18 protein-coding genes are annotated in these 16968 nt (G+C 54.3%); 8 read left to right on the top strand and 10 right to left on the bottom strand.

What is annotated here, in order from left to right:
• Positions 1 to 202: 202 nt before the first annotated feature.
• The 5 genes from pfkA to JG725_RS09475 all read right to left on the bottom strand — a co-directional run bounded on the left by pfkA (position 203) and on the right by JG725_RS09475 (position 5066).
• Positions 203 to 1165 carry a 6-phosphofructokinase gene (gene pfkA / locus JG725_RS09455; RefSeq protein WP_172290462.1) on the bottom strand — a complete coding sequence of 321 codons (963 nt, stop codon included), beginning with the start codon at positions 1163 to 1165 and terminating at the stop codon, positions 203 to 205.
• Between the two features lie 218 nt (positions 1166 to 1383).
• The gene (fieF, locus tag JG725_RS09460) at positions 1384 to 2286 is read right to left on the bottom strand and encodes a CDF family cation-efflux transporter FieF (protein ID WP_172290463.1); all 903 of its coding nucleotides are present in this window, start codon (positions 2284 to 2286) and stop codon (positions 1384 to 1386) included.
• A 27-nt stretch (positions 2287 to 2313) separates the two neighbouring features.
• On the bottom strand, positions 2314 to 3501 hold the full coding sequence (locus JG725_RS09465; RefSeq protein ID WP_172290464.1) for a sugar transporter: 1188 nt from the start codon (positions 3499 to 3501) through the stop codon (positions 2314 to 2316).
• 194 nt (positions 3502 to 3695) lie between these two features.
• The gene (locus JG725_RS09470) at positions 3696 to 4262 is read right to left on the bottom strand and encodes a DcrB family lipoprotein (RefSeq protein ID WP_172290465.1); all 567 of its coding nucleotides are present in this window, start codon (positions 4260 to 4262) and stop codon (positions 3696 to 3698) included.
• Between the two features lie 126 nt (positions 4263 to 4388).
• Complete coding sequence (locus JG725_RS09475; protein ID WP_172290466.1) at positions 4389 to 5066, bottom strand: 7-cyano-7-deazaguanine/7-aminomethyl-7-deazaguanine transporter; 678 nt, start codon at positions 5064 to 5066, stop codon at positions 4389 to 4391.
• A gap of 365 nt (positions 5067 to 5431) precedes the next feature.
• Here JG725_RS09475 and tusA point away from each other — a divergent pair, with 365 nt between their 5' ends.
• On the top strand, positions 5432 to 5683 hold the full coding sequence (tusA, locus tag JG725_RS09480; RefSeq protein WP_172290467.1) for a sulfurtransferase TusA: 252 nt from the start codon (positions 5432 to 5434) through the stop codon (positions 5681 to 5683).
• 29 nt (positions 5684 to 5712) lie between these two features.
• On the opposite strand, the gene JG725_RS09485 is transcribed toward tusA, so the two are convergent.
• Positions 5713 to 8010, bottom strand: coding sequence for a zinc/cadmium/mercury/lead-transporting ATPase (locus tag JG725_RS09485; RefSeq protein WP_199377762.1), 2298 nt, complete (start codon positions 8008 to 8010; stop codon positions 5713 to 5715).
• 90 nt (positions 8011 to 8100) lie between these two features.
• A complete protein-coding gene (locus JG725_RS09490; RefSeq protein ID WP_172290469.1) occupies positions 8101 to 8730 on the bottom strand; it encodes a lysoplasmalogenase in 630 nt (209 codons plus the stop codon).
• A gap of 243 nt (positions 8731 to 8973) precedes the next feature.
• Here JG725_RS09490 and JG725_RS09495 point away from each other — a divergent pair, with 243 nt between their 5' ends.
• Positions 8974 to 9294 carry a DUF1820 family protein gene (locus tag JG725_RS09495; RefSeq protein WP_172290470.1) on the top strand — a complete coding sequence of 107 codons (321 nt, stop codon included), beginning with the start codon at positions 8974 to 8976 and terminating at the stop codon, positions 9292 to 9294.
• 3 nt (positions 9295 to 9297) lie between these two features.
• On the top strand, positions 9298 to 9657 hold the full coding sequence (locus JG725_RS09500) for a DUF2500 domain-containing protein (protein WP_172290471.1): 360 nt from the start codon (positions 9298 to 9300) through the stop codon (positions 9655 to 9657).
• Positions 9658 to 9660: 3 nt separating this feature from the next.
• Here the strand turns inward: JG725_RS09500 and JG725_RS09505 are convergent, their stop codons facing one another.
• Together JG725_RS09505 and rsmD are read right to left on the bottom strand one after the other, a co-directional pair.
• The gene (locus JG725_RS09505; protein ID WP_172290655.1) at positions 9661 to 9936 is read right to left on the bottom strand and encodes a DUF1145 family protein; all 276 of its coding nucleotides are present in this window, start codon (positions 9934 to 9936) and stop codon (positions 9661 to 9663) included.
• Entirely contained in the window at positions 9936 to 10532 is a 597-nt protein-coding gene (rsmD, locus tag JG725_RS09510; RefSeq protein ID WP_172290472.1) for a 16S rRNA (guanine(966)-N(2))-methyltransferase, read from the bottom strand. The genes JG725_RS09505 and rsmD overlap by 1 nt, the downstream gene beginning before the upstream one ends.
• Positions 10533 to 10829: 297 nt before the next feature.
• On the opposite strand from rsmD, the gene ftsY reads away from it, so the two are divergent.
• From ftsY to rpoH, 4 genes are all read left to right on the top strand, one after another.
• Positions 10830 to 12158 (top strand): signal recognition particle-docking protein FtsY, encoded by a 1329-nt coding sequence (gene ftsY, locus JG725_RS09515; RefSeq protein WP_172290473.1) that lies wholly within the window; start codon positions 10830 to 10832, stop codon positions 12156 to 12158.
• Positions 12159 to 12163: 5 nt separating this feature from the next.
• Complete coding sequence (ftsE, locus tag JG725_RS09520; protein ID WP_172290474.1) at positions 12164 to 12835, top strand: cell division ATP-binding protein FtsE; 672 nt, start codon at positions 12164 to 12166, stop codon at positions 12833 to 12835.
• A complete protein-coding gene (ftsX, locus tag JG725_RS09525; protein ID WP_199377764.1) occupies positions 12825 to 13793 on the top strand; it encodes a permease-like cell division protein FtsX in 969 nt (322 codons plus the stop codon). Before ftsE ends, ftsX begins: the two co-directional genes overlap by 11 nt.
• Positions 13794 to 14104: 311 nt before the next feature.
• A complete protein-coding gene (gene rpoH, locus JG725_RS09530; RefSeq protein WP_172290476.1) occupies positions 14105 to 14962 on the top strand; it encodes an RNA polymerase sigma factor RpoH in 858 nt (285 codons plus the stop codon).
• Positions 14963 to 15041: 79 nt separating this feature from the next.
• Here the strand turns inward: rpoH and panM are convergent, their stop codons facing one another.
• Entirely contained in the window at positions 15042 to 15449 is a 408-nt protein-coding gene (gene panM, locus JG725_RS09535; RefSeq protein WP_172290477.1) for an aspartate 1-decarboxylase autocleavage activator PanM, read from the bottom strand.
• 357 nt (positions 15450 to 15806) lie between these two features.
• Here panM and JG725_RS09540 point away from each other — a divergent pair, with 357 nt between their 5' ends.
• Positions 15807 to 16919 (top strand): branched-chain amino acid ABC transporter substrate-binding protein, encoded by a 1113-nt coding sequence (locus JG725_RS09540; RefSeq protein WP_172290478.1) that lies wholly within the window; start codon positions 15807 to 15809, stop codon positions 16917 to 16919.
• The last annotated feature ends 49 nt before the right edge of the window (positions 16920 to 16968 follow it).

A 16968-nucleotide genomic window follows, 5' to 3' on the forward strand; every position in this document is an offset into this window, starting at 1 on the left:
TAAGGGCGTTTGCGTGCTATCTCAATGAACCTTCAGTTCCAGAAGAATCAATTGATCCGGCTTCCCCAATCCCGACGTGGTGTCGCCGGTCTGCGATCGTTAAAAAAAACCCCCGTAAAAACGGGGGTCGGTCGACAAACGGTAATTTCACCTTGCAGGCGGGACAGGCAGCGTCCGGCGCAGGCGAACTCAGGCTGTGGGCTTAGAACAGCTTCTTAGCCGTTTCCAGCCAGTCGCCCTTGAAAGGACGCTTCATATTCTCGATGGCATCGACGATGTCGTGGTGCACCAGCTTTTCATTCTGGATACCGACACAGCGGCCGCCGTAGCCTTGCAGCAGCAGGTCAATGGAATACGCGCCCATGCGGGAAGCCAGAATACGATCGTAGGCGACCGGAGAACCGCCGCGCTGAATATGCCCCAGCACCGTGGCGCGCGTTTCGCGACCGGTTTCTTTCTCAATATATTTCGACAGTTCGTCAATGTTGCAAATGTGCTCGGTAATCGCCACGATAGCGTGTTTTTTACCCTTCTCGATCCCAACCTTGATTTCCTGAACCAGATCTTCCGGGCTAAATTCCACTTCCGGCAGGACGATAAACTCACAACCGCCGGCAATCGCCGCGGCCAGCGTTAAATCGCCGCAATGACGCCCCATCACTTCGACAATGGAAATACGCTGGTGTGATGAAGAGGTATCACGCAGGCGGTCAATCGCCTCCAGCACCGTTTCCAGCGCGGTGAAGTAACCAATGGTGTAGTCAGTACCCGCGACGTCGTTATCGATCGTGCCGGGTAAACCGATGCAAGGAAAACCCATTTCCGTCAGACGCTTGGCACCCATGTAGGAACCATCGCCACCGATAACCACCAGTGCGTCAATCCCCCGGGCTTTCATATTCTGAATGGCGACTTCACGCACTTTTTCATCGCGGAATTCAGGGAAACGCGCCGATCCGAGGAAAGTACCGCCGCGGTTGATCATGTCTGATACGCTATAGCGATCCAACTGAACCATCCGATTCTCATACAACCCCAGATAGCCATCATAGATACCAAAAACTTCCAACCCTTCTGTCAGTGCACAACGAACCACGCCACGAATCGCCGCATTCATGCCTGGGGCATCACCACCGCTCGTCAACACTCCAATTCTTTTAATCATGACAACCTCTGGACTTGTAGATGTAATTTCGCAGGATTTTTCTATCACATATCGGCCGTCGCCTTTTAGTCGACGGCAACCCTAATCTTTTGTAGGCATATTATATCAAATACCCATAGCTGAATTGATTCAGGTCAGACTAAATTGCGCAATAATTTTTCACAGCCATCACGTTTTAAGCATAAATTGACCAAAAGCAATATCAGTCAATCACCGGGCTATATATTCAATAGCCCTCGCTGCGTTTCCGGCACCGTCGAAACCGGATCCTGATGGATAATAATATCGGAACCGGGAAACCGACTGAGCAGCGCTCGCTCTATGTCGTCGGCAATCTGATGCGATTCAACCAGCGGCAATGAATCGTCCATTTCCAGGTGCAACTGGATAAACCGGGTAGGCCCGGAGCGACGGGTGCGTAAATCGTGCGCGCCACGGATGCCCGGCCAACCCGATATAATCTTGACGATCGCCTCGCGCTCCTCATTGGGCAACGCGCGATCCAGCAAAGACTGCACCGCTTCGTATCCCATACGTAACGCACTGTACAGAATATAGATACCGATGCCCAACGCAAACAGCGCATCCGCATGGGTGATGCCTTTCCAGCTTAACACCAGCGCCAGCAGAATCGCCCCATTCATCAACAGGTCGGACTGGTAGTGAAGCATATCCGCCCGCACCGCCTGACTATAGGTTCGTTTGACCACCCAGCGCTGAAATGACACCAGTAACAAGGTCGACACTAAAGCAATAACGGTTACGCCTATCCCCACCTCCGGCGCATGCAGCGTCTGAGGCGCGAGAGTATGTTGCAATCCCATCAAAATAAGGAACACGGCGGAACCGGAAATGAACATACTCTGCGCCAGCGCAGCCAGCGACTCCGCTTTTCCGTGACCGAAAGTATGTTCGGGATCGGCGGGCTGAAGCGAATAACGAACCACCAGAAGATTCACCAGCGATGCGCCGATATCGACCAATGAGTCCACCAGCGATGCCAGTAAACTTACCGAACCGGTGTACCACCAGGCAAACATTTTCATTATAAACAACAGAAGCGCTACGGTTGTCGCGCCAAACGCCGCCATCGTCACCAAACGTGCATACTGTGAACTCATCACGATCTCACTTAACACAAGAACATATCAGTTCATCACGGTATTGTTTAAAGCCTGAGCGTAACGCCTGAAGATAAAAACACACCACGCCAGCGCAATCAACGCCAGCACCGCGCCGATAAACCCGATTTCCGTCAGATTCAGGCGGGTAATCACCTGATTGCCGAGCAACGCGCCAGCGCCGATGCCAATATTATAAATACCGGAAAACAGCGACATGGCGACATCGGTCGCATCGGGGGCCAACGTCAGGACTTTGACCTGCATACTCAGCCCTATCGCCATGATCGCCGCGCCCCAGGCGCAACATACCAGCGACAGGCTGGCGCTGCTGAATGACAGCGGCAACAGCAGCAGCAGGCATAGCGACAACAGCGCGATAGCCGAAATCATAAAACCCGAAGGATATTTGTTGCTGTATTGGCTGAATAGTATGCTGCCGATAATCCCGGCGCCACCGAATAAAAGCAACAGTGCGGTAATAAATTCATCGCTCATCAACGCCACCTTTTGCACAAAGGGTTCGATGTAGCTGTAAGCGGTAAAATGCGCGGTGACAACCACGACGGTTAAACCATAAACGCAGAGCAGCGCGGGCCGTTTAAGCAGCTCAGGCAGGCTTTTTAACGATCCGGCGTGACTGCTGGGGAGTTCAGGCAACAGTTTCATCATGACCAGCATAATTACGCCGGCGACAACGCCAATCAGCGCAAACGTGATCCGCCACCCCAAATACTGACCAATCACCCGCCCTAGCGGCAGGCCCAGAACCATAGCCAGCGCGGTTCCGGTAGCCAGCAAACTCAACGCCTGCGCCTTTTTATCCTTGGGCGCCAGACGCACCGCTAAAGACGCCGTGATCGACCAGAAAACCGCGTGAGCCAACGCCACGCCAATGCGGGAGATCACCAGGATCCAAAAATTCCACGCCAAAGCGGATAGCAGATTACTGACCGCAAACAGAATAAAAATTTTAATCAGCAGGCGCCTGCGTTCCATATTGCTGGAAAGCAACATACAGGGCAACGACATCAGCCCGACGACCCAGGCATAGATAGTAATGATGAGTCCCACCTGCGCAGCGTTCATCGAAAAGCTGGCGGCGATATCGGACAGCAAGGCGACGGGGGCAAATTCGGCGGTATTGAAAATGAATGCAGCCAGGGAAAGGCTGACAACTCGCAACCAAGCGATCGATCTGGGAGAACGGGTCATTTATGTTGATATCGAAAGTTAAAATAAAAGAATGCGCAAATCGGCTCGGTGAGGGGATTACGCGGAGCGCCAAGACTAATGGGAAAGTATGACGCTAAGGTGCAAAAGTGTAAAACTGAAATCCACCGTCGGTTTTTCCTAACTATCCAAACACTGCGCCCCAGACGCGAGATACCCGCGTCTGGGGCCTCATATTACTGTAGTTTCAACGTATGAATGATGCTTTCCGCTTCACTCTGGGCCTGCTGCTGGTTATCCGCCGGGAGCGTAATTTGCAGCGTCAACAGATGATCGGCCACCTTACCCAGCACAACGGACGAATAGGCCTGCTGGCCGCTACTGGTAATGATGCTGTCCAACTGCTGCAATTTCTGCCCGTCCACCTCAATGGTTTTATTGGTCACCACCTGAAGATTGGCGTCGCGCGTACGCTGCTGGTCTTCCAGACGCTGGGTCAGCACGGTCAGCTCTTCAGTGGTATTGTCGCCCAAAATCACGATCGCCGCTTTTTGCCCGCTCTCATTGGCATAAACGTGCATATTATTGGTCTGTGTACCCAGCTTACCGCTTTGGTCTTTCATATCGGCCGGCAGGGTAAAGGTGACCTTGCCGGACAGCAGTTCGATGTGCTGACCGGCTGATGCTTCCGCCGCCGGCGTGTCCTGTGCCGGTGTTTTCGCGACGTCTTCCGTTTTGCCGTCACAGGCGGCGAGCATGACAACCAACGCACTCATTGCGAGGTATTTCACTACATTCGGCATAGGGTTCCCTTTCTCTTTGGTTAGAACAGATGAAAAACATTATCGCACGCTATTCGGTCGGCAAAACAAGCAGTTTGTTGTCACAAGCCATAAACCCGACCATACGGAACAGTGGCGACAAAATACCTAGCGACGGCTTGCCGCGGACTGATAAGCGCCGCCGAGCGGCAGTTCACTCAGGCGTTTCAGCACCATATTCAGCATAATCCCATACATAGGCAGGAAGAAAAGCAAGCTGATCAACAGCTTGAAAGTATAGTCCACCAGCGCGATTTCAACCCAGTTCGCGGCCATAAAGGGATCGGTGCTGCGGTAAAATGCAATAAAGAAAAAGGCCAGCGTATCACTGAAGTTGCCAAATACGGTGGATACCGCCGGCGCCACCCACCAGGCGTTGCGCTGACGCAACCGGTTGAAAACGTGAACATCCAGAATCTGCCCCAATACGTACGCCATAAAGCTGGCGCAGGCGATGCGGGCCACCACGATATTGAGCTGCCCGAGCGAAGCGAATGACTGCCACTCTCCCTGATAAAACAGGGCTGAAACCCAATAGGAAATCAGCAATGCGGGCACCATTACGGTCAGAATGATACGACGCGCCAGCGGCGCGCCGAAAATCCGCACGGTCAGATCGGTCGCCAGAAAAATAAACGGAAAGGTGAAAGCCCCCCAGGTGGTATGAAAACCGAAAATCGATACCGGGAGCTGCACCAGATAATTACTGGAAGTAATGATCAGAATGTGGAATAACGAAAGCCAAACCAGCGCCGTCAGCCGCTGTCGGGGAGTAAAACGATACATAATGTGACCTTTTTGGTTATTGGGGTGAGGGAACCCAAAAAATAACGTTGAAAAACGCTCCTGGCGTTTTTTTATGGCGGGCTATCCCTGCCCGCCACCCATGAGGGCCGCCGCAAGCGGCGTTGAAAAACGCTCCTGGCGTTTTTTTATGGCAGGCTATCCCTGCCCGCCACCCATAGGGCCGCCGCAAGCGGCGTTGAAAAACGCTCCTGGCGTTTTTTTATGCGGCGCGGGCGCATAATACGCATTTATGCCGGCAATGCAATGGTTGTTTTTTGCGCAAACGTTGTCGTGACTTGCGTCGGGAAATCCCCAGCGTAAACTAAGGCGGTTTTCCTTATTGCCATTCATTACAGAGAACGTTGATGACCGATCCTTTTGCCAATCCCGATAAAACCCTTGATGCCCAGGGACTGCGCTGCCCCGAACCGGTGATGATGGTGCGCAAAACGGTACGCCAGATGGAAACCGGACAAACGTTACTGGTTATTGCCGACGATCCCGCAACGCTGCGTGATATTCCCGGTTTCTGCCGCTATATGGAACATGATCTCTTAGCGCAGGTGACCGGGCAGTTACCCTATCGTTATTTACTGCGCAAAGGCGGTAACGCATAACGCCCCGCCGGCAGGGCGTCAGATCCTGATTAATCCTGCCTTCTGAGCAACCGGAGCGCATTGAGCGTGACCAGCGCCGTGGCGCCGGAGTCCGCCAACACCGCCAGCCACAGGCCGGTAATCCCCATGATGCTGGTGATCAGAAACAACGCTTTCAGCCCCAGAGCGAGAGCAATGTTCTGGCGAATATTATGATATGTCGCCCTCGACAGCCGGATCATGACCGCCAATCCGTCCAGACGACTGTGGGTTAGCGCGGCGTCGGCCGTTTCCAGCGCCACGTCAGTGCCGCTGCCCATGGCAATACCGATGGTCGCCGCTTTCATCGCCGGCGCATCGTTGATGCCATCCCCCACCATCGCCGTTGGCTGCTGCCGATTAAGTTCGCTGACCGCCCTGACCTTATCGGCAGGCAGCAAACCGGCCCGGTAATCAATCCCCAACTCGCCGGCGATAGCGGCCGCCGCCCTGGGGTTGTCGCCCGTCAGCATAATGCAACGGATATTCAGCGCCTGTAGTCTGCCCAGCGCGGATACGGCATCATGGCGCAGCGTATCCCGCAGCGCCAGCAAACCAAGCACGCTGCCGTCTTGCTGCACAACCACCACGGTTTTTCCTTCCTGCTCCAATGCGTCAACGCGTTGTTGCCAGTCCGTATTCAGCGTCCCCGCCGCCAGCTTGGCCGGCGAACTGACCTGAAGACGTTTACCCGCAATCATGCCCTCGACGCCGACGCCCGCCAGCGTCCGGCGGTTGTCCGCGACGGGCAGAAACGCGCTCGCCGCCAGCGCCCGTTGCACGATGGCTTTCGCCAGCGGATGGTGCGATCCTGATTCCACGGCTGCGGTACGCGCCAGCAATGACGTCTCGCTGATGCCTGTCGCGGGTAAAATATCGGTAACCTGCGGCCTGCCTTCGGTTAAGGTGCCGGTTTTATCAAAAGCGACGGTACGGATGCCGCCCAGCGATTCCAACGCCGCGCCGCCCTTAATCAGCGCCCCCTGACGGGTAGCCGCCGCCAAACCGGAGGTGATCGCGGCCGGCGTGGAAATCACCAGCGCGCAGGGACAGCCAATCAGCAACAGCGTCAACCCGCGGTAAATCCACTCCTGCCAGGGTTGCGCCAGTAATAAGGGCGGTATCAGAATAACCAGCAACGACAGCAGCATGATGGCCGGGGTGTAATAACGGCTGAAACGGTCGAGGAAACGCTCTATCGACGCCCGACGCTCTTCCGCTTCTTCTATCAATTGCAAAATGCGGTCAATCGCGCTATTGCCCGGCTGAGAAACCACCCGCAACTGCGCCATCCGGTCGACACACAGGCTACCCGCCGCCACCTTATCGCCCTGCTCCCGTTCAACGGGAATCGACTCCCCGGTCAACGCACTTTCATCAAAACTGGCTTCCGATGTGAGCAGTTGCGCATCGGCCGGCAGCCGACCGCCGGGAGCGACTTCAATCACATCGCCGGGAGACAGGCTGGCGACGGACACCCGAACACGCCGTTCATTTCTGATCACCGTGGCGTCTTCGGGGAGCAGCGCCATTAGCGCGGTCACGCCGCGCCGCGCACGGTTGGCCGCATAAGATTCCAACTGTTCGCCCAGCATAAACAGCAACAAAATAACCGTGGCTTCCGTGGTGGCGCCGATCAGCAACGCGCCGACAGAGGCCACGCTCATTAATGTTTCAATCGCGAAAGGCGTACCCGAGCGGATAAGCTGTAGCGCTTTTTTCAGGATCGGAATGAGTCCGACCACGGTGGTGGCGATAAACGCAATTTGGCCGCCTGACACGCTCACCAGCGAGAGACCCCAACTGGCCGCCGTCAGCGATGCAAAAAGCGCCAGAAAGCCGTACTCATCGACAAAACGACGTGAATCAGGAGAAAGGGGAGTTTGCGGCGCGATATCCTGCAAAGTAAAGCCGATCTGACCAACGGCATGTCGTACCTGTGTCCGGACATCGTCACGGGCATCGACAACCAGTTTTTCGGTTGCGAACAGCACTCTGGCCTGCTCTATTCCGGTAAGTTTTCTTACTGCGTTTTCAATTTTACGCGCGCACCCGGGGCAGTCCATTCCGCTGATTTTCCAGCTAAACCGCTGATGCAACGAAGGTCGGTCGCCGTCGGGGTCGTCGGAATCGGCATTATCGCCACTTTCCGACAGGCTTTGATCCGGGCCGCGGCCGGTATCGGCGACGGCAGCCGCAGTATGTTTTACCGAACAGCAGTTTTTTTCCGCGCCTGATGATTGACGGGCATGTTCATGGCAGCAGGCGGCTTTCCCCGCGCTGGGATGATGGTGCTGATGAGAATGCATATCTTCCTCCCGTGTTGATGATAGTGATTCTCATCGGAAACTTTACACCGTCATATCAGGCTAATCCAGCGTTTCACCTACCCGCCGGCATTAAAAATACAGCGAACGAACGATTAAGAAATGGCCGCCGAAATAACAGGCCGCCACAATGGCCTGATGGGCGCGAAAATTAATGCGGTAATGGTGAATAAGCCAGGCCGCATGGGCGATAAACAGCAACGCGCTGCCCGCCAGCAACGAGAAGTTATAGTCCGTTCCGAGAGCAAAATAACGCTCGCCGGCAATCCAGACCATCAGGGCGGTCATAATGATAAACGCGCATACCGGCCAGCGCTGCGCGTCCAGGCGGCTCCAGATAATCACCATCAACACGGCGGCCAGAATGATCAGCGCCAGCGCCAGCGGCCAGAAAAACGTGAGCGTCATCTGGCCGGTGAAAAAACTCACCGTATACAGCAGATGAGAGAGAAAGTAGGCGCCGAACGCATAGAGGATCCGCTGTGTCGGCAAGAGCAGCAAGGTATCGGCAACCAGCGAGGCCAGCAGCCCGATAACGATCAGATAGCCCGGCGCACTCAGTATCGGCGTTTGCCAGGCCAGCGCCAGCAGTAACAACAGGGTAACGGGTTTGAACAGCCAGCGCTGCCACACCGGCCCACGGTAGCTGGCGTCAACGTACAGCCAGCCGGAAAAGAGCACGGCAATAAACGACCAAAGCATAAATTGTCCTTATTTTGTAGTAGACAAGCCGGAACCAGGCGTCCCGGAATCAATGTTATCTCTTCCTGAGTAATTCATTCTGTCGCCGCGTCCATGCCTTTATTCATTCAGTGTAGGAGATTGTCATGGGGATAAACAACATCGGGCCGGACTGATGCGCATACCGGTGCTTCATGCTATGTTATCGACCCGTTTGAACCGCTGATTGGCGCACGTGATTATCTTGAAGGAGAGTTTGGTCGAATGAGCAATGAATCCGCACTTTATCGTATTCAGTTCATGAATAACGGTAAAAACTATCAGCTTTATGTGCGTGAGTTGGTGCCAAGCAACCTGTTTGGTTTTATTGAAATTGCTGACTTCGTATTCGATAGCCAATCAACGTTACTGGTCGACCCTTCCACAGAAAAACTGAAAACCGAATTTTCAGGCGTCAGCCGCAGCTTTATTCCTTTGCAAGCGGTGATCCGTATTGACGCGGTAACGGAAAAGGGCAGCGCCCGCATTTCCGAGCTGGGCGATAACGTCACGCATTTTCCTTACCTTCCGGGCAAAAAAACCTGACGAATGCGTGAACTCCCGCCGCTTCTGCTGCTGGCCGTCGCGCTGATCCTGACGCTGGCATGGCGCCAATATCGGCGCCAGCGCAATCAGGAGGCATTGAATGATGCCGCGCCGCTGCGAACTCTGTTGACGGAGGTGAAAACCAAACGTGAATTTCTTCGCTCCCGCAGCCGTTCCCGTGAACATCAGGTGATGATGCCGGAAGCGTGGCGTTATGAGGCCACGTTTCGTCCGCTACAGGGTGGCGCCGACATCACGCTCCGGCTCAGCGCGTCGGACTATCATCAGTTGGATAAAGGCATGCGGGGCATGTTGCAGGTAAAAGGCACCCGCTTCGTCGGCTTTACGCCCCGTCTGACATAACGATTATTTCCCGGACGGTTTAGGCTGTTTTTTCTGCCAGGCGAGCAGTTCAAATACGCCAAATAGGAAAATACGCGCCTGAAGGGCGGGACTCAACGGCGGATTTCCCTTCGGCTGGCTGGACTTCAACAGCAGCAGTTGAAAACCATGCATCAGGATGGTGAACACCATCGCCACCGTCATAAAAATATTCAGCGGCCGGGGGAAAGGATGGAACAGATTAAGTACCAGAAATCCCCACACGCCCAGCATCAATAATCGGCCCAGATTAATCCATATCACTGCGTTCCCCTTGTTTTCTCTTGGCGGATATATAAACGATACGCTACCTGACCGGCGATTTTTTCGCGGTGCGGCAGCCAGTTGTCCGGGATCGCCAACTGCCTGTTTTCCGCCTCGGTTTCCACATAGATCCACGCCTCCGGCGCGAGCCATCCTTGCTGTTCCAGCAGCGATAACGCGTCATTCAATAAATCCTTGCGGAACGGCGGATCGAGAAAGACCACGTCAAACGGCTCCCCCGCCTGAGCCAGCCAGCGCAGGGTATCAGTATTAACCACCTGCGCATTTTCTGCCCGGAGCAACGTCAGATTTTGCGTTAATTGCCGCGCCACGCCGCGCTCGGCCTCCAACAGCGTGGCATGGGCGGCATAACGCGATAACGCCTCCAACCCCAAAGCCCCGCTGCCCGCAAAGCAGTCGAGGCAGCGGGACTCCTGGATAACCGGCGCCAGCCAGTTGAACAGCGTTTCGCGCACCCGATCGGCGGTGGGCCGCAAGCCCGGGCTATCGGGAACCGGAAGTTTTCTGCCGCGCCACTGACCACCGATGATTCGGATCTGTCCGGCGGCTGACGATGCGTTTTTTTTAGCCATAGCTCACGTTTTAATTGCCGTGCCGGACAACCTGTCGGCACTTTCGGGGAAATTTAGGCGCTATTCTAACGGCGGTTCAGTACGGAGGGAATGTCAAACATGGCGCCGACATGCCGCGGGGGCGCAAATTGCCGCTTTGACATACCTGGTTACCGAGATGTCCTCGCCGGCCGCGTGTTGCTGTCGACAGGAAAGTGGTAAACTCGTGGTTTATGGGTAACCTGTTTATAATCACAAAGTTTCTTTGATTTCCAATATTTATTCGCCGCAGCAGACGGCGTGGAGCGCGATTGCAACATGACAAAAGAAAAGAAGCGCGGTTTTTTTTCCTGGCTGGGGTTAGGCCGACAGGAAGAAGAACCAAAAGAGCAACCGCAAGATAAATCTGAAATGCCGGATACGTCAGCGGCGGATCCGGTCGCCGATACCGCAGCACATCAGGGCGTTGACCGCGAAACGGCATCCGGTGAAGCGCCCATTCCGCCCGCCGAAATACCTACCGTGCGGGAATTGCCGGAAGAGGCGCCTGCGGAAGCGGAAGAACTGACGCTGGAAACCGCGCCGGCGGCGGAGACGGTAACGAATACCGAACCGTTGGGAGTTGAAGCGATCGCCGCGCAGCCCGATCGGTTGGTTGAAGCCGAGCCGGATGAGCTTCAGTCCGATGACGCCGCGCCGGTGACGCACGAACAGGAGCGTCCGACCAAAGAAGGCTTCTTTGCCCGCCTGAAACGCAGCCTGGTGAAAACCCGCCAGAATCTGGGTTCCGGATTTATCGGATTGTTTCGTGGCAAGAAAATCGACGACGATCTGTTTGAGGAACTGGAAGAACAGTTGCTGATTGCCGACGTCGGCGTCGAAACCTCGCGAAAGATCATTGCCAGCCTGACGGAACACGCCAACCGCAGACAGCTGAAAGATGCTGAAACGCTGGTTGTTAAGCTGAAAGAAGAAATGGCGGCCATCCTTGCCAAGGTTGATGAACCGCTGAATATCGAAGGCAAAACGCCTTACGTGATCCTGATGGTCGGCGTCAACGGCGTGGGTAAAACCACGACGATTGGCAAAATGGCGCGGCAGTTTCAGGCTCAGGGCAAATCGGTCATGCTGGCGGCGGGCGATACCTTCCGCGCCGCGGCGGTCGAACAGCTTCAGGTGTGGGGCCAGCGCAACAATGTGACGGTGGTGGCGCAACATACCGGGGCCGACTCGGCGTCGGTGATTTTCGACGCCATCCAGGCCGCCAAGTCCCGCGGCGTGGATGTGTTGATTGCGGACACCGCCGGCCGTTTGCAGAACAAAGCCCATTTGATGGAAGAATTGAAGAAAATCGTCCGCGTGATGAAAAAGCTGGACAACGATGCGCCGCATGAAGTGATGCTGACGCTGGACGCCAGCACCGGACAGAACGCGGTGAGTCAGGCTAAGCTGTTCAACGAGGCCGTCGGGCTGACGGGGATCGCGCTGACCAAACTTGATGGCACCGCAAAAGGCGGGGTGATTTTCGCCATCGCCGACCAGTTTGGTATTCCTATCCGCTATATTGGGGTAGGTGAAGGTATCGAAGATTTACGGCCATTTAAAGCCGACGATTTTATTGAGGCACTTTTTGCCCGAGAGGATTAAAACGGATGATTCGTTTTGAACAAGTCAGTAAAGCCTATCTCGGTGGACGTCAAGCCTTGCAGGGGGTGGATTTTCATCTGCGCCCGGCAGAGATGGCCTTTCTGACCGGTCATTCTGGCGCGGGGAAAAGCACCCTGCTGAAACTGATTTGCGGCATTGAACGTCCCAGCGCAGGGCAGATTCTGTTTGGCGGGCACAATATCAGTCGCTTAAAAAAGCGTGAAGTGCCCTTTCTGCGCCGCCAGATCGGCATGATCTTTCAGGATCACCATCTGCTGATGGAACGCACCGTTTATGACAATGTGGCGATGCCGCTGATCATCGCCGGCGCCAGCAGCGAAGATATCCGCCGTCGGGTGTCGGCGGCGCTGGACAAAGTCGGTCTGTTGGATAAAGCCAGAAACTATCCCATCCAGCTTTCCGGCGGTGAGCAGCAGCGAGTCGGCATTGCGCGGGCGGTGGTCAATAAACCCGCCGTTTTGCTGGCGGATGAGCCAACCGGTAATCTGGATGACGTGTTGTCCGAAGGTATTTTGCGCCTGTTTGAAGAGTTCAACCGGGTGGGGGTAACGGTATTGATGGCAACCCATGACACCGGGCTGATATCCCGGCGTAATTACCGGGTCCTGACGCTGTCCGATGGACGCATGATTGGGGGAAACCATCATGGCGAATAACAGCCGTAATGTGAAAAAACCCGGTTCGAAAGCCAAGTCGTTGCGCGGCGGCTGGCAGGAACAGTGGCGTTACGCCTGGATGAATACGCTGGCCGATATGCTGCGTCAGCCGCTGGCGACGCTGTTGACCGTGATGGTGATTGCGATTTCCCTGGCGTTGCCGAGCATTTGCTATCTGGTGTGGAAAAACGTCAATCAGGCCGCAGCGCAATGGTATCCCACACCGCAGTTAACCGTCTATCTGGATAAATCCCTGGATGACAATGCCGCCCAGGCGGTGATCGTCCAGCTTCAGTCGGAAGACGGGGTCGAAAAGGTTAATTATCTGTCGCGCAATGAGGCGATGGGCGAGTTCCGTAACTGGTCTGGCTTTGGCGGCGCGCTGGATATGCTGGAAGAGAATCCGTTGCCGGCGGTTGCCATTATCACCCCGAAAATGAACTTCCAGAGCGCCGACACGCTTACCACGCTGCGCGATCGGGTTGCGGCCACGCAAGGCGTGGATGAAGTGCGCATGGACGACAGTTGGTTTGCACGGCTGGTGGCGTTAACCAGTCTGGTCGGGCAAATTTCGGCGACCATCGGCATCCTGATGATCATCGCGGTCTTCCTGGTGATCGGCAACAGCGTCCGGCTGAATATTTTCAGCCGCCGGGAAACCATTAACGTCATGAAGCTGATTGGCGCGACGGATGGTTTTATCCTGCGGCCGTTTCTGAATGGCGGCGCGGTCATGGGATTTGGCGGCGCGGTACTGTCGCTGATTCTGTCGCAGGCGCTGGTGTGGAAACTCAGTTCGGTCGTCACTCAGGTGGCGTCGGTGTTCGGCACCACGTTTACGGTAAAAGGGTTGAGTTGGGATGAGTCCCTGCTGCTGTTGCTTATCGCGGCGATGATTGGCTGGCTGGCCGCCTGGCTGGCAACGGTTCAACATTTACGCCGTTTTACACCACAGTAATCTTTTTTTGCTATACTCTTCCCCTGTGATTCAGGCTGTGAGCACAGGGGAAAAACCCTCAGCCGCTACGTTTCTTTCACCGCCGTCGTCACAGGTTTTCCTCTGTTATTCGTCTTGATATGTTAAATAAAATGGATAAAAATAGAGGAACTTGTGAACGAAATCACAGTCTGAATAAAGAAGGTTATTTTGCCGGGTTGCCGAAATAACGGCAGCCTGAGGCGATGTTAATATCGCGATTTATCTGTGACTATCGCATGAGCGGTCTTCTTCGGAAGCATCGCATACAGAGCAGTAATGAGAGGGGTTGAATGACCAAAGATATGCAAACTTTCACCTTAGTTTCCCAAGGCAGTCTGGAAGGTTACATTAGAGCCGCCAATGCCTATCCGATGCTGACGGCGGAGGAAGAGCGGGCTCTGGCTGAACGACTGCATTATCAGAGCGACCTGGACGCTGCCAAGCAGCTTATTCTTTCGCATCTGCGTTTTGTTATTCATGTTGCCCGTAATTATTCCGGCTACGGCCTGCCTCAGGCGGACCTGATTCAGGAAGGGAACATCGGCCTGATGAAGGCGGTGCGTCGCTTTAACCCTGAAGTGGGCGTTCGTCTGGTTTCCTTTGCCGTGCACTGGATTAAAGCCGAAATTCACGAATATGTGCTGCGTAACTGGCGTATTGTGAAAGTCGCGACCACCAAAGCTCAGCGTAAATTGTTCTTTAACCTGAGAAAATCGAAAAAACGCCTTGGCTGGTTTAATCAGGACGAAGTCGAACTGGTGGCGCGTGAGCTTGGGGTAACCAGCAAAGACGTGCGTGAGATGGAATCCCGCATGGCGGCGCAGGATATGACTTTTGATCCGACGCCGGATGAGGACACTCATGATGGCAAAGCCATGTCGCCGATGCTTTATTTGCAGGATAAATCGTCCGACTTTGCCGATGGCATTGAAGAAGATAACTGGGAAAACCATGCGGCGGATAAGCTCACCTATGCGCTGGAAGGATTGGATGAGCGCAGCCAGCACATTATTCGCGCACGCTGGCTGGACGATGACAACAAGTCAACGTTGCAGGAATTGGCTGACCAGTATGGCGTATCCGCAGAACGGGTACGGCAGTTGGAAAAGAATGCGATGAAAAAGCTGCGCGTGGCGATTGAAGCCTAAGCGAAAGCAGCAACATTTCCACGGCCGGGCATTGCCCGGCCGTTTTGTTTTTACGTTGAAAATTTCTCTCGGAAATTTTTTAATTCTGCTTGCGGATATAGCGCCAGCCGCCGGATACCGGTGAGAAACCGCAGCTAATCATGAATCTCCCCAGCACCGACTCATTAACCGTGGCATGATCGGCGGTTGCCAGCCAACACTCGTTGATATCGGGTAATTGCCTGAGCACCTCTTCGATGAGATATAGCCCCACCCCGCGTCGCCGGGTCTCTACGCGCACCACAAGATCGCTCAGTTGAGCGTATTCCCCTTTGATTTCCACCATTACCCCCGCCAGCAGCCGATCGTTAAAGCGGGCGGCAAATAAACGACGATCCGGCGCCAGTTCCGCTTGCAGCAGATCGAGGTTCTGATGCGGCCAGATTTTAGCCAGATCAATTTTATCCTGGTGGCTGAATTCTGTAAGACACTCAACGGTCAGTTTCATTTACTAGCACTCCATCAAATGAGTGAAGAATAATGTAACAGGGAAAATGTTTTTCTCTTCACTTATTTCCCGAGTAATACATCAACAATTAAGGCGTAAAGCAGCATAACTGACTATATATAAATTAAACACTGACTTTTAAGGCTAGTGTTTTATGCTGACCACATCGTTTGTTTCTGACAATGGAAGTTGATTTGCAGCATAATATTCCTGTTTAATAATATGAAAAATAAAGCCTTATTAGAATTCATTACTAATAATAAACCTAAGCTGTTCTTATGTATAAGAAAAAAGCTTGGTATGACACTGGGCGGTCAATTTTCGGCAATATCCATAATGAAAAATGGGGTAACACGAATGAAATTTAGTAAAGGTAAAGTATTGCTGATGGGATGCATGGCTATCGCCTTGAGCCAGACAGCGAACGCCGCGGATATCAAGGTGGCGGTTGTCGGCGCGATGTCCGGCCCGGTAGCGCAGTATGGCGATATGGAGTTCATCGGCGCGCGCCAGGCCATTGCCGATATCAATGCCAAAGGCGGCGTGAACGGCAATAAATTGGTTGGCGTTGAATATGATGACGCATGCGACCCGAAACAGGCCGTTGCCGTCGCCAACAAGGTCATTAACGACGGTATTCGTTATGTGATTGGTCATCTTTGTTCTTCCTCCACGCAGCCCGCATCCGATATTTACGAAGAAGAAGGCGTGATTATGATTACGCCCGCCGCCACCAACGCCGACCTGACCACACGCGGCTACAATATGGTGCTGCGTACCACAGGACTGGATTCCGATCAGGGTCCCACCGCGGCGAAATACATTGTCGAAACCATCAAACCCCAGCGTATCGCCGTTGTGCATGATAAACAGCAATACGGCGAAGGACTGGCTCGCTCCGTTCAGGATAGCCTGAAACAAGCAGGCGCGAATATTGTTCTGTTTGAAGGTGTGACGGCGGGCGACAAAGATTTCTCAACCCTGGTTGCCCGGTTGAAGAAAGAAAACGTGGACTTCGTTTATTTCGGCGGATACTACCCGGAAATGGGACAGATTCTGCGTCAGGCACGTCAGGCCGGCATGACCACCAAATTTATGGGGCCGGAGGGGGTAGGCAACTCTTCGCTGTCCAATATCGCGGGCGGCGCATCGGAAGGCATGCTGGTCACGCTGCCCAAGCGCTACGATCAGGTGCCGGCCAACCAGCCGGTTGTTGATGCGCTGAAGGCGAAAAAGCTGGATCCGACAGGCCCGTTCGTCTGGACGACCTATGCCGCATTGCAGTCGCTGACGACCGCCATGCAGCGCAGCGGCAGCATGGAACCGGAAGAACTGGTGAGCGATCTGAAAGCAAAACCCGTTGATACCGTTATGGGACCATTAAGCTGGGACGCAAAAGGCGACCTGAAAGGGTTTGAGTTTGGCGTATTTGAGTGGCATGCAGACGGTACTTCCAGCGTCGTGAAGTAATCCCTGCATCTGTATTAATCCCTCAATACCGTTGCCCCCGCGATCGCAA

Origin of the sequence: Brenneria sp. L3-3C-1 (assembly GCF_016456245.1) — a bacterium.
In the GTDB taxonomy this organism is placed as follows: Bacteria; Pseudomonadota; Gammaproteobacteria; order Enterobacterales; family Enterobacteriaceae; genus Brenneria.